The 22643-nt window shown below is 73.2% G+C and carries 17 protein-coding genes; 7 read left to right on the top strand and 10 right to left on the bottom strand.

Annotation, left to right across the window (positions count from 1 at the left end):
- The first annotated feature begins 42 nt into the window (after positions 1-42).
- Both ACFWBN_RS29665 and ACFWBN_RS29670 read left to right on the top strand, forming a co-directional pair.
- Positions 43-1374, top strand: a complete 1332-nt coding sequence (locus ACFWBN_RS29665; protein ID WP_385181402.1) for a cytochrome P450 — start codon at positions 43-45, stop codon at positions 1372-1374.
- Between the two features lie 196 nt (positions 1375-1570).
- Positions 1571-2575, top strand: a complete 1005-nt coding sequence (locus ACFWBN_RS29670) for a hypothetical protein (RefSeq protein WP_385181405.1) — start codon at positions 1571-1573, stop codon at positions 2573-2575.
- 65 nt (positions 2576-2640) lie between these two features.
- On the opposite strand, the gene ACFWBN_RS29675 is transcribed toward ACFWBN_RS29670, so the two are convergent.
- A complete protein-coding gene (locus tag ACFWBN_RS29675; protein ID WP_385181408.1) occupies positions 2641-4038 on the bottom strand; it encodes a gluconate:H+ symporter in 1398 nt (465 codons plus the stop codon).
- 12 nt (positions 4039-4050) lie between these two features.
- A complete protein-coding gene (locus tag ACFWBN_RS29680) occupies positions 4051-4575 on the bottom strand; it encodes a gluconokinase (RefSeq protein WP_385181412.1) in 525 nt (174 codons plus the stop codon).
- A gap of 132 nt (positions 4576-4707) precedes the next feature.
- Here ACFWBN_RS29680 and ACFWBN_RS29685 point away from each other — a divergent pair, with 132 nt between their 5' ends.
- On the top strand, positions 4708-5436 hold the full coding sequence (locus ACFWBN_RS29685; protein ID WP_385181415.1) for a FadR/GntR family transcriptional regulator: 729 nt from the start codon (positions 4708-4710) through the stop codon (positions 5434-5436).
- 9 nt (positions 5437-5445) lie between these two features.
- The gene (locus ACFWBN_RS29690; protein WP_385181418.1) at positions 5446-5667 is read left to right on the top strand and encodes an alkylphosphonate utilization protein; all 222 of its coding nucleotides are present in this window, start codon (positions 5446-5448) and stop codon (positions 5665-5667) included.
- A gap of 69 nt (positions 5668-5736) precedes the next feature.
- Here ACFWBN_RS29690 and ACFWBN_RS29695 read toward each other — a convergent pair whose 3' ends face one another.
- From ACFWBN_RS29695 to ACFWBN_RS29715, 5 genes are all read right to left on the bottom strand, one after another.
- Positions 5737-6621: a sigma-70 family RNA polymerase sigma factor gene (locus ACFWBN_RS29695; protein WP_385181421.1), complete on the bottom strand. Its 885-nt coding sequence runs from the start codon at positions 6619-6621 to the stop codon at positions 5737-5739.
- Between the two features lie 91 nt (positions 6622-6712).
- Positions 6713-7981, bottom strand: coding sequence for an ATP-grasp domain-containing protein (locus ACFWBN_RS29700; RefSeq protein ID WP_385181424.1), 1269 nt, complete (start codon positions 7979-7981; stop codon positions 6713-6715).
- Between the two features lie 54 nt (positions 7982-8035).
- Complete coding sequence (locus tag ACFWBN_RS29705) at positions 8036-10162, bottom strand: prolyl oligopeptidase family protein (protein WP_385181427.1); 2127 nt, start codon at positions 10160-10162, stop codon at positions 8036-8038.
- Positions 10159-11958 carry an MFS transporter gene (locus ACFWBN_RS29710; RefSeq protein WP_385181430.1) on the bottom strand — a complete coding sequence of 600 codons (1800 nt, stop codon included), beginning with the start codon at positions 11956-11958 and terminating at the stop codon, positions 10159-10161. Before ACFWBN_RS29710 ends, ACFWBN_RS29705 begins: the two co-directional genes overlap by 4 nt.
- A gap of 44 nt (positions 11959-12002) precedes the next feature.
- Positions 12003-14345, bottom strand: coding sequence for a tetratricopeptide repeat protein (locus tag ACFWBN_RS29715; protein ID WP_385181433.1), 2343 nt, complete (start codon positions 14343-14345; stop codon positions 12003-12005).
- 789 nt (positions 14346-15134) lie between these two features.
- Here ACFWBN_RS29715 and ACFWBN_RS29720 point away from each other — a divergent pair.
- Complete coding sequence (locus ACFWBN_RS29720) at positions 15135-15482, top strand: hypothetical protein (RefSeq protein WP_215018028.1); 348 nt, start codon at positions 15135-15137, stop codon at positions 15480-15482.
- 47 nt (positions 15483-15529) lie between these two features.
- On the opposite strand, the gene ACFWBN_RS29725 is transcribed toward ACFWBN_RS29720, so the two are convergent.
- The gene (locus ACFWBN_RS29725; RefSeq protein ID WP_385181437.1) at positions 15530-15919 is read right to left on the bottom strand and encodes a VOC family protein; all 390 of its coding nucleotides are present in this window, start codon (positions 15917-15919) and stop codon (positions 15530-15532) included.
- Positions 15920-15926: 7 nt separating this feature from the next.
- On the bottom strand, positions 15927-17840 hold the full coding sequence (locus ACFWBN_RS29730; RefSeq protein ID WP_385181441.1) for an ABC transporter ATP-binding protein: 1914 nt from the start codon (positions 17838-17840) through the stop codon (positions 15927-15929).
- A 140-nt stretch (positions 17841-17980) separates the two neighbouring features.
- Between ACFWBN_RS29730 and ACFWBN_RS29735 the strand changes: the two genes are divergently transcribed.
- Positions 17981-20002 (top strand): AMP-binding protein, encoded by a 2022-nt coding sequence (locus ACFWBN_RS29735; RefSeq protein WP_385181445.1) that lies wholly within the window; start codon positions 17981-17983, stop codon positions 20000-20002.
- On the opposite strand, the gene ACFWBN_RS29740 is transcribed toward ACFWBN_RS29735, so the two are convergent.
- Positions 19965-21941 carry a GNAT family N-acetyltransferase gene (locus ACFWBN_RS29740; RefSeq protein ID WP_385181448.1) on the bottom strand — a complete coding sequence of 659 codons (1977 nt, stop codon included), beginning with the start codon at positions 21939-21941 and terminating at the stop codon, positions 19965-19967. The genes ACFWBN_RS29735 and ACFWBN_RS29740 overlap by 38 nt on opposite strands.
- A gap of 95 nt (positions 21942-22036) precedes the next feature.
- Here ACFWBN_RS29740 and ACFWBN_RS29745 point away from each other — a divergent pair, with 95 nt between their 5' ends.
- Positions 22037-22459 (top strand): DUF350 domain-containing protein, encoded by a 423-nt coding sequence (locus ACFWBN_RS29745; protein WP_385181451.1) that lies wholly within the window; start codon positions 22037-22039, stop codon positions 22457-22459.
- The last annotated feature ends 184 nt before the right edge of the window (positions 22460-22643 follow it).

Below are 22643 nucleotides of genomic sequence, written 5' to 3' on the forward strand. Positions count from 1 at the left end.
GATGTCACCGACCGTTGTTGTGCCGGCTGTGGAGGTCCGCGGATGCGTACGGTCCAAGGGGTCGCCCTCGACGGGCTCCGGGCCCGGGTCAGGGCCCTCGCCGGGCGGACCCGGCTGCCTTCGCGGGGTGCGGCGGGTGCGCCCGCCGGGCAGCACCGGTGGGCGGCCGCGGGATCCGGGGCGGTCGGTCGGGCGCCCCGCGGTGAGGTGCCGCTCGCGGACCGCGGGCCGGCCGTGCCAGGGCTCGGCGCGGGAGGTCCCGGCCGGCGGACATCCGTACGCGAATCGCTTCTGCGCACCGCTGCCCTGCTCCTGGGTGACCGGCCCCGATCCGGCCCCGCCCGCAGCTCCGCCGCGCTGCGCGCCCTGCGCGCCCGCCACGGCGACGCGCCCGTCCTGCTGCGGACGCGGTCCGGCGAGACGGTCCTCGTCCTCCTCGACCCCCGGGACCTGTGCCGCTTCTATGCCGAACCCGTGAGCCCGCAGCGGCGGATCGACGCCGGGGCGCTGGCCGCGGGCGTCCTGGCGGCCGTCGTCGAGGAGGCCCGGCACCTGACCGCCTCCGGCACCCTCGAACTCGCCCGCGCGCACCGCGCCGTGGGCCGCGCCGCCCGGCGCATCGTCCTCGGCGACGCCGCCGCCGAGGACGAGGAACTGGCGGGCTGGCTCAGGCGCTCGCGCCCCGACGGGCCCGGGCCGGGGCTGCGCAAGGGCTCCCCGTACGACCTGGCCGGCTCCCGCATCCGGGAGTACGCGGGCCGGGCCGACGCGAGCACCCTCGTGGCGCGGGCCGGCGCCCCGGACCCGGCCGGCCAGGCCCGCCAGTGGCTGCTGGCCATGGACTCCATCCCCGCCACCCTGCTGCGCACCCTGCTCCTGCTCGGCGCGCACCCGGCCGAGCAGGACGCGGTCGGCGCCGAAGCGGCCGCGGGCGCGGCGGGGGGCGGTGAACTGCCCAGGCTGCGGGCCTGCGTACGGGAATCCCTGAGGCTCTACCCGGCGGTGCCCGAGCTGATCCGGGTCACCAGCGCCGAGACCGACTGGCGGGGCGTGCGCTGCCCGGCCGGCACCTCCGTGCTGCTGCCCGCCGCGTTCCACCAGCGCGACCCCGAACGGGTACCGGCCGCGCACGTGTTCGTGCCCGGCCGGTGGAAGAACCCGGCTGCCGACCACGACACCCGGATGGCGCCCTTCGGACACGGCGGCGGCCGCTGCCCGGGCGACGAACTCGGCCTGCTGATCACGGCCGCGTTCTGCGCGGAGGTGCTACGGGGCCACCGCATCGGAGCCGCCCGGCCGGTCCTGGACCCGGTGGGACCGCTCCCCACGACGCTCGACCCCCACGGCATCAGGCTCACCCTCACGCGCCGGTGACCGGACCCCGCCGCCGACTCCGCCACGCCCCCGCAGCCGACCGACCCGTCCGGCCCGACTCCCACAGCCGACCGGACTCCACCACTGCCCGCCCGACACAACCCCGCCGCCCGACACACCCCCCCCGCCTGACACAACCCCCTCCCGACACAACCCTCCTCCGACACAACCCCCTGCCGAACCACGCGAGGATCCCATGCCCGACGCCGCGACCGCCGCGTCCACCGACGCGGACGTCGACCTGCTCGACGACCTGTGCCGCGTACTCGCCGAAGCCGCCGACGCGGTCGGCGAGGCCGCCCGCCATGCCTCCGGGCTGGCCCTCGGTGCCCGCCTGCCCGCGGCGGCCCTCGCCCGGGGCGGGAGCCGTCGGCTCGGCTGGCGCACCCTGCTGCGCACCCTCACCGACCCGGAGGGCCTCGGCTGGGGCCCCCGCGGCCGGGGCGTGGCCCGGGCCGGCCGGTTCGCCGGGCTGCTGGCGGGCCGGGAGAGCCTCGCGATCAGCATCGCGGTCTGCGGGCTCCGGACCCGGATCCGGGCCGTCGGCGCGAGCCGCCCCGAACTGCTCGAAGACCCCGACGCGGTGGCGGTCCTCGAAGCCGTCGGGGAAGGCCGACAGGCCGAGGCCGCCCGGCTGTTCCGCGGCATCATGCGCGAACGGGGCACCGAGCACGCGTTCGCGCTGCTGGGCCCCGCCTTCGCCGACATCCTGGCCTGGCACGCCCTGACCGACGCGAACCCCTTCAACGACCACGCCGGCTGGCAGGTCGCCACCGGCCGGGCCGTGCCCGCCGAACCGCTCCTCGGGCTGGGAGCCGCCGTCTGGGCCTTCTGCGACCCCGGCCCGAGCCTGCCCGAAGGCGCCAACGGGCAGGGAGAGTCCGCAGGACCCGGCGGGCCCCAGCGCTTCGGAGGACCGGCGCGGCCCGACCGGCCCGCCGCCCACCGCCACCCGGTCCGCGCCCGGTTCCCCGGGGCGGCGCCCCGGCCCGCCGCCCGCCCGCGCCCCGTCGACGGCCTGCGCGGACACGCCTCCGTACTGCGCACCCACGCGGTGCGGCTGCGGGCGACGCCGGTGGCGCCGACCCGGCGGGACCCCCGGGCAGGCGCCCTGCGCGCCGAGGTCGACCTCCTCGCCGGCCGCTGCGCCACCGCGGCGAACGGCTTCGCCCTGGCCGCCGCCCAACTCGGCGAACGATGACGGCCGCCTCCACCGGTCCGGGTGCCGGACCGGTGGAGGCGGCGGGTGGCCGGTGGCCGGACCGCTCAGAGGACCAGCGACAGCAGCAGCACGAAGCCCAGGCCGACCACCGAGATGATGGTCTCCATCACCGACCAGGTCTTCAGCGTCTGCCCGACGGTCATCCCGAAGTACTCCTTGACCAGCCAGAACCCGGCGTCGTTGACATGGCTGAAGAACAGCGAGCCGGCGCCGATCGCCAGGACCAGCAGGGCGGTCTCGGTGGTGGACATGCCCGCGGCGAGCGGGGCCACCAGTCCGGCCGCCGAGATCGTGGCCACCGTCGCGGAACCCGTGGCGAGGCGGATGGCCACGGCGATCAGCCAGGCCAGCAGCAGGGTCGGGATGGCCCAGTTCTTCGACAGGTCCAGGATCATCTGGCCGACGCCCGCGTCGATCAGGGTCTGCTTGAAGCCGCCGCCCGCGCCCACGATCAGCAGGATGCCGGCGATCGGGGCGAGGGACTTCTCCACCGTGGTGGAGAGCCGCGCCCGGGTGAAGCCGGCCGCCCGGCCGAGGGTGAACATGCCCACCAATACGGCCGCGAGCAGCGCGATCAGCGGGGAGCCCGCGACGTCGGTGACGCGCTGCACCGCGTTGGCGGGATCGTTGACAACGATGTCCACGAGGGCCTTGACCAGCATCAGCCCCACCGGCAGCAACACCGTGAAGACCGTCGCACCGAACCGCGGCCGGTGCTCCGGTTCCGCCGAAGGCCGCTGCGGAACCATGTTCTCGGGCGCCGGGATGTCCACCCACCGTGCCGCGTACCGTGAGAACAGCGGGCCGGCGATGATCACGGTCGGGATGGCGACGAGCACCCCGAGGGCGAGGGTGACGCCCAGGTTCGCGTGGAGCGCGTCGATGGCGACGAGGGGTCCGGGGTGCGGCGGGATCAGCCCGTGCATCACGGACAGGCCGGCCAGCGCCGGGATGCCGATCCGCATCAGCGAGTAGTTGCCCCGCTTGGCCACCAGCAGCACCACCGGGATCAGCAGGACGATGCCGACCTCGAAGAAGAGCGGCAGCCCGATCACGGAGGCGATCAGCACCATGGCCCACGGCATGGCCCGGCCCTTGGCCCGGGCGAGGATCGTGTCCACGATCTCGTCCGCGCCGCCCGAGTCCGCCAGCAGCTTGCCGAGGATCGCGCCGAGGGCGATCAGGACGCCCACGCCGGCGACCGTGGCGCCGAGTCCGGCGGTGAAGCTGGTGATCGTCTTGGACAGCGGGGCCCCCGCGAAGACGCCGAGGGCCAGCGAGCCGACCGTCAGGGCCAGGAAGGCGTGCAGTTTGAGGCGGGTGATGAGCAGGACGATGACGGCGATGCCCGCGAGGACGGCGATCCCCAGCTGGGTGTTCCCGGCCGAGGTGATCGGTCCGGTGCCGGCCGCTGCCAGTGTCTCGACGCTGAGACTGGTCACGGTGACGATTCCTTAGTTCTCGGGAGTGCGGAGCCGGCGCAGAGCGGCCAGCGCCCGTTCGGTGATGTCTTCCGGGGATCCGGACACGTCGACGGCGACGCCGAGTTCGTCCTCCTGGAGCGGCTCCAGCGTGGCGAACTGCGAGTCCAGCAGGGTGGTGGGCATGAAGTGGCCCGTGCGGGCCGCCATCCGCTCCTCGATCAGCGGGCGCCCACCGGTCAGGTGGACGAACACCGCCCGGGGCGCGGCGTCGCGCAGCCGGTCCCGGTAGGCGCGCTTGAGCGCCGAGGACGCGACCACTCCGCCGGTGCCCGCGGCGGCCCGCTCGCGGATCCACGCGCCGATGGAGTCGAGCCACGGCCAGCGGTCGGCGTCCTCCAGCGGGGTGCCGGCCGACATCTTGGCGACGTTGGCCGGCGGGTGGAAGGCATCGCCCTCCGCGTACGGAAGGGCCAGCGCCTCCGCGAGCAGCCGGCCCACGGTCGTCTTGCCCGTGCCGGCCACGCCCATCACCACAATGACGCGCTGGGTGCTCACGCCTACCTCGCTGTCCTCGTCGACATCGGTCCGTGTGGCAGCAGTGAAGCCTATTAAGTAGTACTTATTCAAGGGTGAGCGGTGAAAACATCGCATCTATTGTTCGCCGGGGCGTCACCGTACGCTTACGCCATGACCACCGACGGCAGTCCCGGACCTGGGCAGGGACAGGCGCAGGGGCTCCACTCCCATGTACTGGACACCCTCGGCCTCGCCCTCACGGCCGGGGAGTACCCGCCGGGCAGCGTCCTGCGCACGGACGAGATCGCCGAGCGCTTCGACGCCTCGCGCACCGTCGTGCGCGAGGTCGTGCGCGTGCTGGAGTCGATGCACCTGGTCGAGTCCCGCCGCCGGGTCGGTGTCACCGTGCGCCCCACCGCCGAGTGGAACGTCTACGATCCGCGCGTCATCCGCTGGCGGCTGGCCGGCGCCGACCGTCCCCGCCAGCTCCGCTCGCTGACCGTGCTGCGCTCCGCGATCGAGCCGGTCGCGGCCGGGCTGGCGGCGACCCTGGCCACTCCCGAACAGTGCGCCGAGCTCACCGAGGCGGCCCTCGGCATGGTCCGCACCTCGCGCGGCCACCAGCTGGAGGGCTATCTGCGGTACGACATCGCCTTCCACCGCGTCGTCCTGAACGCCTCCGGCAACGAGATGTTCGCCCGCCTCGGGGACGTCGTCGCCGAGGTCCTGACCGGTCGCACCGAGCACGCGGTGATGTTCCACGATCCCGATCCGGCGGCCGTCACCCTCCATGTCCGAGTGGCGGAGGCCGTACGGGAGGGCGACGCGGCCCGTGCCGAGGCGCTGACCCGGCAGATCGCGGTGGGTGCCCTGGAGGAGCTCGACGTACTCGCTCCGTAATATGCCGGTATGAGCGACCTGGTGGTAAAAGACAGCAATGGGACCCAGCTGGCGGACGGCGACTCCGTCACCCTGATCAAGGACCTGAAGGTGAAGGGCACCTCGGAGACCCTCAAGCGCGGAACGCTGGTCAAGAACATCCGGCTGACCGGCAAGGCCGACGAGATCGAGTGCAACACCAAGCAGGTCAAGGGCCTGGTGCTGAAGACCCAGTTCCTGAAGAAGGCCTGACCCGGCCCCGCCGTCGCGGTGTTCACACGGTGCGGGGCACCGGCGTGAACACCGCGACCGGGTCCGGTCTCAGACGTCGAGCACGGCGAGGTCGAGCTCGCGCAGCCGCTCCGGTTCCGCGATCACGTCGATCTCGGTGATCAGACCCTCCTCGATGGTGAAGGCGAGCACCAGGAACAGCCTGCCCAGCGGTGCCATCGCGAGGCCGACCGTCCCGTTGACCAGCGCGGGCTGCGTGGACCGCGCCCGCTCCATGGCGGCCATCGCGGCCTTGGCCACCGTGCCGGCGCCACTGAGGAAGATGGGCGCGGGGGTGGGTCCGACCGCCTTGTCGGCGCGCAGGACGATGTCCGGATCGAGCAGTGTGACGAGCGCGTCGAAGTTCCCGCCGCGGGTGGCGGCCAGGAAGGCGTCCACCACCCGCCGCCGGCGGGTCAGATCGGCCTCGGGCGCCGCGGGAGCCCCCTTGACCCGGCGCCGCGCGCGGCTCGCGAGCTGCCGGGTCGCGGCCGGGGTCCGCTCGATCATCGGGGCGATCTCGTCGAAGGGCACGGCGAACAGGTCGTGCAGTACGAAGGCGAGCCGCTCCGCCGGCGCCAGCGTGTCGAGCACCACCAGCAGCGCCAGCCCGACCGAGTCGGCCAGCATCGCCTCCTGTTCGGGGTCGACCGTGTCCTCACGGCCGACCGCCGGGTCGGTGGGGTACACCTCCATCGAATCCTCGCGCCGGGACTCGCGGGAGCGCAGCATGTTCAGGCAGATGCGCGACACCACGGTGGTCAGCCATCCGCCGAGGTTCTCGATGTCGCCGGTGTCGGAGCGGTCGAGGCGCAGCCAGGCCTCCTGTACGGCGTCCTCGGCCTCGCTGAGCGAGCCGAGCATGCGATAGGACACCGCTCGCAGATGAGAGCGGTGCTCTTCGAATCGCCCGGTCAGGTCGGTACTCTCGTCCACCCGTCACATTCCTTCCTCGCAGCAGACCCCCAACGTAGATCATCGGAAGATCGCTGCTGCGAGGGGGAGTTGGGGCAGGGGGTCGGACGGGTCAGACGATGTCGTAGAACCCCTCCCCGTCGAGGTAGTGCGCGGTGAGGATGTCGTGCAGGACGGTGTTCGGCGTCTCGTGCACGAGGTACACGCGCATGGGGTAGGTCCAGTCGTCCACCGACCGGTGGATCCGGCCGCCCGGGAGGACGTTGAGGGCGATGTCGTGGAAGCTGTCGAGCCCGCGCAGCTCCGCCATCTTCGGATAGTCGCGCAGCGTGCCGTCCGCGGGCGAGACCATGTTCACGAGCCCCGCGTGCCCCGCCAGTTCGTAGCCCTCCTCCCAGCGGGCCAGGAAGCGGTCGGGGTCCACGTACGCGTCCACCGTCCAGTCCAGCTGGCTCTCGCCGATCGCCGCCTTCACCGGCACGTGCAGGTCGGCGCCGCAGGCACGGGCCGCCGTCTCGATCAGCCGCGGCCCCTGCGGGGTCAGCTTCAGCTCGCTGTGCGCGGGCCCGTTGCGCACCCCCAGCGCGTCGAGGACCCGGCAGGTGTACGCGGCCAGCGCGTCCTGATCGGCGCCGTGCCGGGGCAGCAGTACGGCGCTGACCCCCAGGTCGCGGACCCCGTTGGCGCTGATGTGGTGCATCCGCCAGATGTCGGTGACGTGGTGCCTGCCGTCCAGGCTCACCGTGTTCACGATGTACTCGCCGCCGACCAGGTACTCCTGGGCGAGCACCGCCCGGTTGCGGGCGCCCAGCGCGCTGTCGGTGCCGATCAGCGCGCCGAAGGCCGCCCGCACCTGGTCGGCGTCGTCGCAGAAGTGGATGCCGTCGTTGCCCGCGCTCTTGACCGGCTTCAGCACCACCCGGCCGTCGGCCTTGGCGTACCAGTCGAGCAGCGTGCCGAGGTCCGTCGCCAGGATCTGCCCGACGGCGGGCACACCGGCCTCCCGCACCGTCTCCAGCATCCGGTACTTGTCCCTGCGGGCCGTGCTCAGCGCCGTTCCGTTGGTCCGCAGACCCAGCGCCTCGCTCAGTACGTCGGCCAGCTCCACGCCGCTCTCGATGCCGGGCAGCAGGCACACCGGCCCGTGAGCCGCGACGGCCGCGGCCGTCCGCGCCGCATCGCCCCCGTGGACGACTTCGGCGGTGAAGTCCTGCGGCCGGAAGCTGCGTTCGTACGCGGGATGGGCGGTGGCGGCGCTGCGCACGTGCACGCAGTCGAACCCCCGCTCCCGGAAGAGCGGCGCCAGGCACCGGGCGCTGGAGTAGGCGTCGACGATCGCCACGACCGGGCGGCGGGCGGCCGGGGTCGGCTTGTCACTCATATCAACCTCGTGGATCGGTGGTCATCAGGAGTCGGCAGTGATCGGTGTTGGCCGTCACGGCAGGGCCAGGCCGGTCTGCCAGGCGAGGAACGCGAGCGTGTCGGCGGCCAGGGCGGCGGCCCTCGTGGTCGAGCGGCCCTTGTGGCCGGCCTCCGCCTCGCTGCGCAGCAGGACCGGCGCCCGGCCCCCGGTGGCGTGCTGGAGCGCGGCGCACATCTTCCGGGCGTGCATCGGATCGACCCGCGCGTCGTTCTCGGACACCGTGAACAGCACCGCCGGATACTCCACCGCCTCCCGTACGTGGTGGTAGGGCGAATAGCCCAGGAGCCAGCCGAGCTCCTCGGGGTCCTGCGCCGAGCCGTACTCGGCGGACCACAGGCGCCCCAGGCCGAAGCGCTCGTACCTGACCATGTCCAGCAGCGGTGCCTCGCACACCGCCGCCTTGTAGAGCTCGGGCCGCTGGGTCAGCGCGGCGCCCACGAGCAGGCCCCCGTTGGAGCCGCCGTGGATCCCGAGCCGGTCCGCCGTGGTCCAGCCGCCGGCGATCAGCGCCTCGGCGGCGCTGTGGAAGTCGTCGAACACCTGCTGCTTGTTCTCCCGCATCCCGGCCCGGTGCCATTCCTCGCCCTCCTCGCCGCCGCCGCGCAGGTTGGCCACGGCGTAGACGCCGCCGGCCTCCACCCAGGCCAGCACCGACGGGTCGTAGGCGGGGACCAGGGAGGAGCCGAAGCCCCCGTAGCCGAAGAGGATCGCGGGGCGCGGCCCGCTCCGGTGGAGCGGTTCGACCAGCAGCATGCGTACGGTCGTGCCGTCGGTGGAGCGGTAGGCGATCTGCGAGCTCTTCACCTCCGGGACGGCCACCATGCCCGGAGCGGCCGCCCAGACGCCGGTGGTGCCGTGGCGGGCGTCGTACCGCAGGACCGAGCCCGGCGAGGTGCCGTCGGTGTACGAGAACCACGCCTCGTGGCCGCCCTCCGGGCGTTCGAAGAGCCCGCCCAGCGAGCCGACGCCCGGCGTCGGCACGGTGCCGAGCCGCTCGCCGGTCTCCAGGTCGTGGACCGTGACCTCGCCCGCGGCGTGCCGCGTCCAGCCGGCCAGGAGGCGCGGCCGGTCCAGCTCCGGGCCGTCCAGGATGGCGAAGTCGGTCAGCACCGCCTCCGGGTCCTCCGGTATCAGGTCGCGCCAGGACCCGTAGGCCAGGTCGGCGGGGGAGGCGACGCAGAGCCGCGAGCGCGGCGCGTCCCGGTCGGTGAAGAGGTACGCCCGGCCGTCGCGCCACATGTACAGGCCGGTGTCGGCGTCCACGCCCACCTGGACCGGCTGGAACCGCGGCGCCTCGGGCGTGCCGGCCGACAGGTCGCCGAGCCACAGGTCGCTTCGGTTCTCGGTGCCCCGGGAGGCCCCCACGCTCAGCCAGCGGCCGTCGTGGCTGACCAGGATCCCGTAGTCGTTCGAGTCGGGGAGCCCGTCCCCGAACACCACCACGTCCTCCGACTCCGGGTCGGATCCCACCCGGTGGAGGTAGACCCGGCGCCGCCCCGGACCGCCGGCGTCCTCTTCCCCTTCGGCCGCGGGCAGGCGGCGGACGTAGTAGTAGGCCGCGCCGCCGGGAAGCCAGGCGACGGCCGAGTGGCGGGCGCGCGGGATCGGGCCCTCCAGGAGCACCCCGGTGGCGACGTCCAGCACGTGGAGCAGGGACTCCTCCGTGCCGCCGCGGGAGATCTTGTACGCGAGCCTGCGGCCCTCCTGGTCCGGATGCCACGCGTCCAGGGTGGTGTCGCCGGCCGGGTCCAGCCGCATCGGATCGAGCAGGACGCGCTCCTCACCGCCCGGTTCCACCGTGAGCAGGACGGCGCGCTCCTGACCGGGCAGGCGGCGGGTGAAGAACTGCCGCCGCCCGCGCCATACGGGAGCGCTCACGCTGCCCGTGCCCAGCAGTTCGGTGAGGCGCCCGCGCAGTGCGGCGCGGCCGGCCAGGCCGTCCAGGACCCGGTCGCACAGCTCGCGCTGCGCCGCCGACCACCGGCGGGTCCCTTCGCCCTGCGGGTCCTCGAGCCACCGGTAGGGGTCCTCGACCAGGTGCCCGTGCAGCTTGTCCTGCCGGGGATCGCGGGGCGCGGGCGGATAGGGGAGCGGGTGAGGGCCCGGGTGCGGGTCGGGAAGCCGGTGGGGAGAGGTCATTGCTCCGCCTTCTGGAGTCCGCCCGGCGCGGCCGAGGCGTCGTGGCCGAGGGAGTGGAACCCGCCGCCGTAGAAGACCAGGGGTCCTTCCACGGGCCCGTCCGACGGGGTGAACGCCAGGACGCGGGCCAGGACGATCGCGTGGTCCCCGGCGGGGACGACCGACTGCACCCTGCCTTCGAGCCAGGCGGCGCCGCCCGACAGCAGCGGGGCGCCGGTCTCCTGGCCGGGCTGCCAGGCATGACCGGTGAACTGGGCCTCGCCCACGGGGCGTTCGGCGCGGGCGAAGTGCACGGCCGTCTCCCGCTGGTCGGCCGCGAGGACCGTGATGCCCAGCGGGGAGCCCTCGGCCACCAGGGCGGCCAGGTGCGACTCGTGCGCGACGCAGATCAGTACGAGGGGCGGGTCGAGGGAGACGGTCACGAAGGAGTTCACCGTCGTCGCGTGCGGGACCCCGGAGGCCACCGTGGACGCGACGGTCACACCGGTGGCGAAGGCCCGGCCGGCCTGCCGCACCAGCAGGCCGTCGGACTCCCTCTCCGCGTCCGCGTCCGGGACCTGGCCGTTCGCCGCGGGGGACGACTCCCCGTAGCGGCGCGAAGCGGCCCGGCCGATCCACGCCGAGGCCAGCGCCGAGACCGCCGCGACGAGCAGCAGCACGGTGAAGGAACTCCGCATCGAACCGAAGCCGGTGACCCCCATGAACAGCAGGATGCTCACCGTCACACCGGCGAAGGTCCCCAGCGTGAAGTAGCCCGAGACCCGGCCGGCCACCGCCACCGGCTCGTTCTCCAGGATGCGGGCCTGGAAGACCACCGCGAACACCTGGCCGGCCAGCAGCATGGCGGAGCTGGCGAGGACCGCCACCCACGCGGTCGTCACCAGTGTCATGCACGCCAGGGAGACGGCCACGGCCAGCGCGGCCAGCACACCGGGGCGCAGCCCCCGGCGGCCGCGCAGCCGGGCGGCCAGCGTGGCGCCGATCACCGCTCCGGTGCCGTTGGCGAGGTTGATCACGCTCAGCCAGGTGGCGCCGCCGCCGAGGAAGTCCCGGGCGACGACGTTGGGGTAGACGTTGATGACTCCGGCGCCGGCGTTCAGCGCGAAGACGCTCGCCAGCAGCCACCTGCTGCTCGCGGTCAGCCGCGGCTTGCCCGCTCCGCCCGCCGCGCCGTCCGACGGGACGCCGGCCGGGGCGGGGGCGGGCGCCAGCCGCACCAGCAGCAGCCCGGAGACGACGAAGCTGACGATGTCCAGGGTGATCAGTACGGGCAGATTGGAGACCTGGAGCATCAGCGGCGCGGCCGCGGTGCCCAGGATGAAGGTCGACCAGTCGACCTTCGAGACCCCCGCCAGCGCCGAGGGGATCCGCTCGGTCGGCAGCACCCGGCGCAGGTAGGCGGTCTGTGAGGCGGTGAAGAACGGGGTCAGCAGGGAGAGGAAGGCCATCACGCCGATCGTGGCGGCGGAGGTGAAGCCGCCGCCCGCTCCACCCCCGACCGCGGCGAGCAGCACCACGAGCACCGCGGCGCGCAGCACGTCCAGCCCGATCAGCGTGCGCCGGGTGTCCCGGCGGTCGGCCAGCGGAGCCAGCAGCCGCGAACCGAAGAGGATCGGCAGGTACACCAGCACGATCGCGGTGGTGAGCAGGGCGTTGGAGCCGTGGTTCTGGTTGTAGGCGTAGTAGACGACCCCGGTGCGGAACAGCCAGTTGCCGAACTGGCTCACCGCGTACGCCGACAACAGCGCGCGAAGGGAACGGTGTTCGGGGGTGTCGCGGCGGTCGGTGGGTGGCACGCGGTGCTCCTCGTCGATCCGGGTGGTGCTCGCTCTCGTCCTGTCTAGTCCGTGGCGGGCCCCGAGGTCGCATCGGCGGTCAACCGGGCGCGCAACTCGGCCAGTTCCTCGGGGTCGCCGCCGCGCTCGGCGGCCAGCACGATGTCGGCGCGGGCCCCGTCCGGATCGGCCAGTTCGAGCCGCAGCACCGCCCGGTTGTAGGCGTAGTCCGGGTCGTCGGAGAGCCGTACCGCATGGTCGAGGCAGGTCAGGGACTCCTCCGGGCGGCCACTCCCATGGAGGACGTGGGCGAGGTTGTTCCAGGCCTCGGTCAGCTTGGGATCGCGGGCCACCGCGGTGCGCAGGCTCTCCTCCGCCTCCGCCGTGCGCCCGGTCTCGGAGAGGGCCAGGCCCCGGTTGCTCCACGCCTGCGCGTTCCCGGGATCGTGGTAGACCGCGGCGTCCAGGCTGACCAGCGCCTCGGCGGGCAGCCCCTGCTTGAGCCGGAGCACCCCGAGGCCCACGTGCGCCCGCGCCTCCCCGGGCTTGAGCTCCACCACGCGCCGGAAGTCCCGTTCGGCCGCCGCCGCATCGCCCCGCTGCACGTGGAGGCGGGCCCGGTTCAGGTGGGCCTCGTAATAGGGCGGGCAGAGCTCGATGGCCCGGTCGTAGTATTCCAGCGCCTCCTCGAACCGGCCGGTCCGCTGGAGCATGTTGGCGAGGTCGTTGGCGTATTCCCCGTAGTTCGGGTCGAGCGCGATGGTCCGCTGGTAGGTCTCGTACGCCTTCGGGAAGTCCTTCACCATTTCGTAGATCTGGGCGGTGTTGTAGACGAGGATCGACTGGTGGAGCGCGTATTTCTCATCACCGTAGATCTTCTGCATCCGCTCCATGCCCTCGGTGCAGAGGGTGAGCGCCTCGTCCATCCGTCCCTGCCGTGCCCGGATATAGGCGAGGGCGTTTTCCGCGAACACCTTGATGTACTCGTACTTCGGATGGTCCTGGAATTCGGTGGCGAGCTTCTCCAGGTTGAGCAGGGCGAATCGCTCGGCGGTGACGAGGTCCGGGGGCGACTGGTAGCGGCCGTGCGCCATGCTCTGCGAATACAGCACCGTGGGCGTGTAGAGGCTCTGCGGGAAATGCCCGTAGAAGGTGTCGAGGTAGGGGATCGAGGTGTGGGCCAGCCCGAGGGAGTAGAGGACGAACGACATCCGCAGGTAGACCAGGTTGTGCGTCTGGCCCCCGCCGGGCAGGGTGCGCAGCTGCGGGTCCGCCCAGAAGCGGGAGAAGAGGTCGAACCAGGTGTCGTAGAGCCCGATCTCCTGCAGGGAGATCGACAGCGGGGCCAGCGCCACCACCTGGTCGGAGGCGTCGCCCAGGGCGAGGTGGTGGACCGGGTGGAACACCTCCTCGGGGGTGTCGGCGAGGCCGGCGAGCACCTCGCGGTGCAGGCGCTCCCTGGTTCCGGCGTCGTACGTCTCGTAGTTGCGCACCGCGACCGGGTCGTCGTCCGCGCAGTGGGCCCGGACGTACCCCTCCAGCAGGTCGTACCTGGGCCGCTCGCCCATCAGGCTCAGGTAGAGGTCGAGGTGGGTGTCGAAGGTCAGATAGTCGGGCAGCGACACCTTCGCGTCGGAGCAGCGCACGAGCGCCGCGAGCCGGGCCGGCCGGCCCTGCGAGAGCCGCCACAGGCTGTCGAGCCGCTTGGCCGCCGGGGCCGGGAACCCCCAGCTCTCGATCAGCTCGCGGGCCTCGCCCCGGGACAGGGGGCCCAGGGTGACGCGGGCGCTGTGCTCGGCGAGGGCGACATCGGGTTCGCCGTCCACCAGGAGCACGATCGTCAGGCGCCGGCACAGCGTCCTGCGGCGGGCGACGATGTCGAGGAACTGCACCACCGTGGGCGACAGGCGCTCGGCGTTGTCGATGACCAGGGTGTACGGCGGGCGCCCGGGGGAGGCGAGGAAGGCGTCGAGGAACTCGTAGAGGCCGTTGAGCAGCTTGCCCTGGTACTCGTGGAAGTAGAACCGGGTCCGCTCGTCACGGCTCGCGATGCCCGTGAGGTCCTTCGGCACCCGGTAGGCGGGGGAGTCCCGGTGCGGGAAGATCCGCTTGAGGGACTGCTCGGCGGCGGTGACCAGCTCCGGGGCTTCGGCCTCCGCCGTGCTCAGCGCGTGGTCCACCAGCGGTTGCAGCCCGGCGAGGTAGCCGTGGGCCAGTTTGTCGCCGCTCGCCGACACCACGTGCCCGGCGGGCCGGCCGCCGGCCGCGGAATCGAGCCAGGCGCGCACGGTGTCCGCCTTGCCGCTGCCGTCCGGTGAGGTGACCAGAAGGAATACGGGAGCCTCGGGATCACCGGAATCCAGTCGGCTGCTTGCCTGGTCGAGCTCTGTGAAGAAATGGGGGCGCACGCGCGGAAATGGAGCAGTCATGCCGGATTTCTCCCGTGTCCGAATCTGTCTCACCGGAGGGGGTGGGAGGCCCGGTCGAGCGGACCCCCCACCGAATGCGCCTTAGCCGGCGACGTAAGGCGTGGTGGTGCGAACGGTGTCCTGCTTCTCGGCAACCTTGACCTTCATGTTTGTCACTCCTTTGTCATGTCAATGGGCTGTGTCCTTGAATTTCGGACGGCATCAGCATGGGACGGTCGCGTTGACGGCGTCAAGGACGCACCGGGGAAGGCCGATTCGGGGTTCTGGCCGGATCGGTACGGGTGTCCGCTATCTGTGCGTGCCGCGAAAACGCGGGGGCCGGCCGGCCTTTTTCTCCCCTGTCTCCCGGTGGTTTCGTATACGAAAACCCGCGTGCGGTGCGGGGAGGTGTGACGGCTCCGCACGGGCTGCCGGCGTCCGGGCGCTGGTGGGCGGCGCGCGGGCGGTGTGCTCCACCCGCGAGCCCGGGCCGCTCGGAGTCGACCGCCCGTCGGCGGTTCGTCATCCGCTCGTACGTTTCCGCGCGCGGATGCGGCGCGGTGGCCCACCGGGCGCGGACGGGTGCGTGTGGCCGAATGCGGACGGACCGGCTCCGCCGCCGGACCCCCGGAGATCCGTGGCCGTCGCAACTATGGCCTGAAGCAGATGTTTTGGCTTTCCACAACCTGTTGCACGGCGCCGCGTCGGGCTGCTGGATAATGTCCGGGAACAACCGAGCGCAGAAGACGCCTGGGACACGAGGTGGCCCTGGCACGAGAGGGAGCCCCGATGGACGTGCAGCACTTCGAGCGGATCACCGCGTTCATCGAGGCGCGGCTGACCCCGCTGTTCGACGAGGCGACGGGCAGCGAGTACGGCTTCGGGATGGACGACACCTCCCGCGCCCTGCGCGCCCTGCGCAACGCCGTCCTCGAGGCCTCCCACATCAAGGGCCTCATCGCGCAGCGGGAGTCGGCGGAGCCGGCCATGCGCCGCGTCATCGACCAGTCGGTGGAGCACAACTGGGACGTGCTGCGCGGCATCGCCCGCCAGTGGGAGGACCACGCCGACTTCCGCCACGAGTTCAAGCACCACGCGTGGGAGCTCGCCGGCCACCCCGTCGCCGCGGAGAGCTGAGCGAGCGGTACGGGTTCAGGCCCCCGCCCGCGGGCCGGTCACCCCGGTCAAACCGTCCCCTGGTCCCCCGTCTTGCGCGGGGTGGTCTGCTGGACCGCCCAGCCGTTGCCGTCGGGGTCGGAGAAGTAGACGAAGGAGCCCCAGGGGAGGTCCTGGATCTCCGTCACCTCGACACCGCGGCCGCGCAGGTCCTCGTACGCCTCCTCGATGTCGGTGACGACGACCTGCATGTTGTCCAGGGATCCCGGAGTCATCCTGGTCAGCCCCTTGCCGAGCGCGATCGAACAGGCCGACCCGGGCGGGGTCAGCTGCACGAAGCGGATGTCCTCGCTGACGGTGACGTCGTGGTCGGCGTTGAAGCCGATCTTCTCGTAGAAGGCCTTGGCCCGGTCGACATCGGTGACGGGCACGGCGACCAGCTCCAGCTTGATGTCCATCACAGCATCATGCGCCAGAGGCGGTGCTCGCGCCGTCCGGAGCCAGGTCGGCGGGCGTGTCCGCCGCCGCGAACTGGGTGCGGTACAGCTCCTCGTACCGCCCGCCCGCCGCCAGCAGCTCGGCGTGCGTGCCGCGTTCCACGATCCGGCCGTCCTCGACCACCAGGATCAGATCGGCCGCCTGTACGGTCGACAGCCGGTGCGCGATCACCACCGCGGTCCGGCCCGCCAGGGCCTCGCCCAGCGCCTCCTGCACCGCCGCCTCCGAGGTGGAGTCCAGGTGCGCGGTGGCCTCGTCGAGGATCACCACCCGCTGGCGGGCCAGCAGCAGCCGCGCGATGGTCAGCCGCTGCCGCTCCCCGCCCGACAGCCGGTAGCCGCGCTCCCCGACGACGGTGTCCAGCCCGTCCGGCAGCGACGCGACCAGGCCGTCCAGGCGGGAGCGGCGCAGGGCCTCCCAGATGTCCTCCTCGCTCGCCTCGGGGCGGGCCAGCAGCAGGTTGGCCCGTACCGACTCGTGGAAGAGGTGCCCGTCCTGGGTGACCATGCCGAGCGTCTCGCGGATCGAGTCGGCGGTGAGGTCGCGGACGTCGACCCCGCCCAGGCGGACCGCCCCGGCGTCGGCGTCGTACAGCCGCGGCAGCAGCTGCGCGATGGTGGACTTGCCGGCGCCGGAGGATCCGACCAGGGCGACCATCTGCCCCGGCTCGGCGCGGAAGGAGACCTCGTGCAGGACCTGCGTCCCGCCCCGGGTGTCGAGGGCGGCGACCGACTCCAGGGAGGCGAGGGAGACCTTGTCGGCGGAGGGGTAGCCGAAGGAGACCCGGTCGAACTCCACGGCCACCGGCCCCTCCGGCACCCGCCGGGCGTCCGGCTTCTGGGCGATGAGCGGCTTCAAGTCCAGGATCTCGAAGACACGCTCGAAGCTCACCATCGCGCTCATCACCTCGACGCGGGCGCCGGCCAGCGCGGTCAGCGGGGCGTAGAGCCGGGTCAGGAGGAGGGCGAGGGCGACGACGGAGCCGGCGTCCAGGGTCCCGCGCAGGGCGTAGTACCCGCCCAGGCCGTAGACCAGGGCGAGGGCCAGCGCCGAGACCAGGGTGAGGGCGGTGATGAAGGCCGACTGGGCCATCGCCGTCCGGATCCCGATGTCCCGCACCCGCGCCGCCCGGGCCGCGAACTCGGCGGACTCGTCGGCGGGCCGTCCGAACAGCTTGACCAGCGTCGCACCGGGGGCGGAGAAACGCTCCGTCATCTGGGTGCCCATCGCGGCGTTCAGGGTGGAGGCCTCCCGCTGCATCGCGGCCATCCGCACCCCCATCCGGCGGGCCGGCAGCACGAACACCGGCAGCAGCACCAGCGCCAGCAGGGTGATCTGCCAGGAGATGCTCAGCATCACGGCGAGGGTCAGCAGCAGGGTCACGGTGTTGGAGACCACCCCGGACAGGGTGTTGCTGAAGGCCCGCTGGGCGCCGATCACATCGTTGTTGAGCCGGCTGACCAGGGCCCCGGTCCGGGTCCGGGTGAAGAAGGCGACCGGCATCCGCTGCACGTGGTCGAAGACCGCCGTCCGCAGATCGAGGATCAGCCCCTCGCCGAGGGTGGCGGAGAGTCTGCGGGTCAGCAGCCCGAGCCCCGCCTCGGCGACCGCGATCAGCGCGATGAGGAGGGCGAGGCGGGTGACGGTGCCGCTGTTCCGGCCGGCCACGATGGCGTCGACGATCCGGCTGGCGAGCACCGGGGTGGCCACCGCCAGGAGCGCGGTGACCACGCTGAGCAGCAGGAAGAGGGTGAGCCCGCGGCGGTGCGGGCGGGCGAAGGCGGCGACCCGGCGCAGGCTCGCCCGGGAGAGCGGGCGCCGGTCCTGCTGTGCGTTGATCGCACTGTGCAGGGATGTCCAAGCGGTGACTTCCATGTCCATGACCGGAACGTTAGGACCTCAACCAAGCTTCAGGTCAAGCCTTCGAGGACGCACCCCTCTCCCGTGACGCCAACTGCCCTCCGTACGAGGGAAATCCACGACCCGTGCCCGTTGTCGGTGCCCGGTGGCATCATCGGTCCATGACGCAGGGATCCGAGTCCGTACGCATCGGCAAGAGCACCACCGACACCGTCCTGCACCGCTTCGAGCAGTGGGCCCGCGACACCCCGGGTGCCCACGCCCTCCTCGTCGGCCCGGAGAGGCTCAGCTACGGGCAACTCGACGCGCGCGCCAACCGGCTGGCCCACCATCTGCTCGCCTCCGGCCTGCCGCCCGGCGGCCTCGTCGCCGTCGGCACCGCCCGGCAGACCGAACTGGTCGTCGCCCTCCTCGCCGTCCTCAAGGCCGGCGGGGTCTACACCGTCATCGACGTCGAGACCCCGCGCACCGGGCAGCGGCAGCTCACCGCCGCCCAGCCCTTCGTCCTGCTCACCCACGGCGCCCACCAGGCGGCCCTCGACAACGGCAGCGGCCTGCGGGTGATCCGGCTCGGCGCGGAATCCGCCGCGATCGCCGAACGGCCCGCCGAGCCGCCGGCGGCCCCGCCGCCCGGGCGCAGCGCGGCCGTCCTGTTCACCGGGACGGCCGAGCCGCGTGCCGTCCCCGTCGGCCACGGCCTGCTGCTCGCCGCCTACGAGGGCTGGGCCGAGGTGGCCCGGCTGACTCCGCAGGACCGGCACCTGATCACGGCCCGACCGGATGTCACCGCCTTCGCCGCGGGCTGGACCCGGGCCCTGTGCTCGGGCGGCGCCCTCGTCCTCCCCCCGCGCTCCCCCTGGAAGCCGGACGACATTCCGGCGGCGGTCGAGACCGAGCACGTCACCGTCCTGCACACCGACCCGGCCGGCGCCTCCGATCTGCTGCTCCGGGACGCGGAGCCGGGGGCCGGCATCCCGAAGGCGCGCCGCGCCACGGACCCCGCGCTGCGGTCGCTGCGGCTGCTCGCCGTCTCGGGCGACCGGCTCCACCTCGACGAGCAGGCGACCCTGCAGGTCCGGCTCCGGCCCGGTGCGCGCGTCCTCAACGTCTACGGCCTCGCGGAGAGCGCCGGCACCGGCACCTGGTTCGAACTGCCGCAGCTGCCCGGCCCGCTCGACGATCCGGAAGGGATCTCCCTGCTCGGCACCCCCTTCCCCGGCTGCCGCGTCGAGGTGCGCGACCGGGAGATCCGCCTCTTCCCGCAGGACGGCGGTGACGCGATACCCACCGGCGATCTCGGCGTGCTCCGCGAGGACGGGCTGCTGGAGTACGGAGGCCGGACGCGGGACCGGATCACCCTGTCCGACGGCCGGACGATCGACCCGTACGCCATCGAATCCGCGATCCGCGGCCACGAGGGCGTCGGCGCGGTGATCGTGAACGGGGTCGACGACCGCCGCGGCCCGCGGCGGCTCGTCGCGTACGTGGCACCGCCGCCCGGCGGGCCGCAGGGGCCCCCGGGCGTCTCGCTCCCTGACATCGAGGAACTGCGCGACCACCTGGCCGGGAAGGTGCTCAGGGAGGAGATGCCGCGCACCGTGATCCGGCTGCGCACCCTGCCCCGCAACCGCGCCGGTCAGGAGGACCGGGCCGCGCTGCCGCTGCCCATCCTGCCCGTCAACGCGCTGTCGCGGCGCGGCGGGAGCAAGTCCGGGTCCGGCAAGTACGGGGCCGCCACGGGCAGCGGCGAAGCCCCGGCCTCCTGCGCGGCCGGCTGCGGGGGAGTACTGGGCTTCTTCGCCCTGATCCTCACGAACCTCCTCTGGCCCGGATCGACCGACCTCACCGGCGTGCCGCAGCCCTGGGCGTTCCTCTTCTCCGTCCTCTACCTGTTCGAGTGCGTCGCCTTCGGCGTCGGGGTGGTCTTCCTGTTCGGCGGCCGAAAGCGGATGCTGCGCCAGCGCCGCGGCCGCCGCATCACCGCCGCCGCCCATCTGGCGGTGGCGTACCTGCTGTTGGCCTGGTGGCCGCAGGACAACTTCTACCGGCTGGCCGCCAAACAGGACTGGCCGCGGCAGGCCGCGCTCGTCTACGCGTTCAACGTCCCCCTGATGATCGCGGGCGCCATCGTCGCCGCCTACGTCGTCAGCAAACCGGCCGATCCCTTCGACTTCGACGACTGACCGGTCCGAGCCCAGGCCGGCGCTCGAGCTCAGGCTCGAACTCAGGCTCGGGCTCCGGCTTCGACGGGCCGAACCCGTCCCCGACCGCCAGGGCCCGTGACCGCACCAGCGCCTCGGCCGCGTCCAGCGCCTCCGGGCTGTGCGCGGCCACCAGCACGCCCAGCCACGGCTCCGGGTCGAAGGCGGCCGTCGGGATCGCCGGGACGAACACCGCCCCGAGCTCCGCACACCCCCGGGCCAGCGCCTCACACAGCTCGTCCAGCTGCGCCTCGGGCAGCCGCGCACCCAACTCGACCCGGTCGGCGATCCGTACGAGGTGGCCCGCGCCCCGCAGCGCGTCGAGCCGGGCCGCCACCATGAAGGCGATCGACGGCCCGGTCAGCCGCAGGTTCGTCTCGGTCGGCGCGAGCCGCCCGGCGCGATCGGTGACGAAGTCCACGTCGAACCAGCCCCGGTAGCCGGAGGCCGCCAGCTCCCGGCCCACCGCCGCCCCGAAGGCGAGCAGCGGCTGCTCGGCCCACGCGGGCACCACCCCGGGGCCCACCGTGGCTCCCCGGTAGCCGCCGTCCGCCACGTCCATCACCGCCGCGCCCACCTCGTGCGGCCGGCCCGCGGCGTCCACGAAGCCGTCGTACGTCAGATCGCTCGGTTCGTCGGGTCCGATCGGTCCGTGGACGAACTCCTCCACCAGCAGCGGCCCGCGCGGCAGCCGCCGCAGGAGGGCACGGGCGCCGCCCGCGGCCCGGACCCGGCCGGGGGTGACCACCGTGGTGCCCGAACCCCCGACACCATGCTCCGATTTCAGAACACTGCTCTCGCCCGCCTTGGCCCGGGCCGCGACGAGGCGGACCGCCGCCCGCCGGGTGCCCGCCCGCCACTGCGCGGGCAGCACGACTCCGGGATGCCCGCCGCCCGCCAGGATCCGGCCGAACAGCTCGTGCGCCGCCGACTTCGACTCGTACCGCAGCTCCCCGGCCCGCAACGGCAGGCCCGCCAGCCGCCCGAACGGCCGCGTCCGCCCCCACGGTACGAGGGGCAGCCCGGCCCCGGTGAGCAGCGCGGCCAGCGCCGGCCGGGTCCGTACGGCATCGGCCAGACCGGGACCCCGCTCCACGAGGCCGTCGTACACCTCGACCCCGGCCCACCCCAGCTGGCGGCAGACCAGCTCGGTCCAGCCCCGCGGCACTGCCCGGGGCAGCACCAACGCCGCGGGGTCGGGGCTGTAGAAGGCGGCCAGACAGGCGTAGTGGTGCGCGGCCGACTGCTCGGGGTCGAGGGAGGCGTCGGCGAACTGCGCGTTGAACTCGGCGACGTTGCCCAGGTGCACGGCCCGCCCGCCCCCGGTCCACGCCCGCGCCCAGCCCACGAGCGGCGCGGGCCGCACCTCGAACCGCACCAGCTCGCCCGCCCCACCGCCCGTCACCACGCCGGGGCCGCCCGCCACACCGGCAGGGGCGCCCAAAGCGGCGGGCACCACGTCCACAGCGGCAGGGGCACTCAAAGCGGCAGGCGCACCCAATGCAACAGGGGCACCCAAATCAGTGGGCACGGCCCCCGCCCCCATAGCCCGATAAAACCCAATCGCGTGCGGATCGGCGTCGATCTCCAGCACGCGCACGCCCAGCTCCACGGCCCGGCGCAGCGCGTCCTGGTACAGCAGCCGCCCCACGCCCCGCCCGATGGCCGTCGGCTCGACGAACAGCAGCCCCAGCGACGCCCGCGGGGCAGTCCCCTCCAGGGAGGCGACCCCGAGCACCCGCCCCCGCCCGTCCTCGGCCACCACGATCCGGCGGGCCGTCACGTCAGCGGGCCGGATCCGCAGTTCCTCCGCCCAGGCGGCCAGGAGCTCAGGCCCGTACCCCCAGTGGGCCTTGGACCGCATCACCAGCCCGGTCAGGGCCTCCGCCTCGGCCGCCCGCGCGGCCCTGACCTTTGCCATTTCCTGACCTCCCCATGGTCCGGGCCAAGGCCGTGCGATAGATTCGGCCTCCCCACGGCACATCATTTCCCACCCACGCGGAGACAGGCTTCTCAATGAGCGACATCATCAACGGACTTGGCCGCACCAGCGCCTTCGGCGCCCTCGGCCTGGTCCTGCTGATCCTCGGCATCGTCCTCGTGGACGTGCTGACGCCCGGGAAGCTGCCGAAGCAGATCTGGGAAGAGCGCAACCGCAACGCCGCCCTCCTGCTCAGCTCCGCACTCCTCGGCATCGGCGGCATCGTCTTCACCTCGATCTGGACCACGTACGACGACTTCGGCAAGGGCCTGCTCTCGACCGCGGCCTTCGGCGTGCTCGGCCTCATCCTGATGGGGGTGGCCTTCCTGGTGCTCGACCTGGTGACCCCGGGCAAGCTCGGCGCCATCGTCGTCGACCCCGAACCCCACCCGGCGGTCTGGGTCACGGCCTCCTGCAACCTCGCCGTAGCCGCCATCGTGGCGGCCTCCATCGCCTGACGCAGCGCCGGTGCCGGGGGCGGGGTGGGGTGTCGTCCGGGACTAAAACGAGATGATTTCGGCGCACACCACCCCGCGCAATCCCACCAAACTCAGGGCGCCGAACATCGAAGCCCGTCCCGGACGACACCCCCCCCCGCCCCCCCCCCCCGCCCCCCGCCCCCCCCCCCCCCGGGCCCCCCCC

Origin of the sequence: Streptomyces sp. NPDC059989 (assembly GCF_042736975.1) — a bacterium.
In the GTDB taxonomy this organism is placed as follows: domain Bacteria; phylum Actinomycetota; class Actinomycetes; order Streptomycetales; family Streptomycetaceae; genus Streptomyces.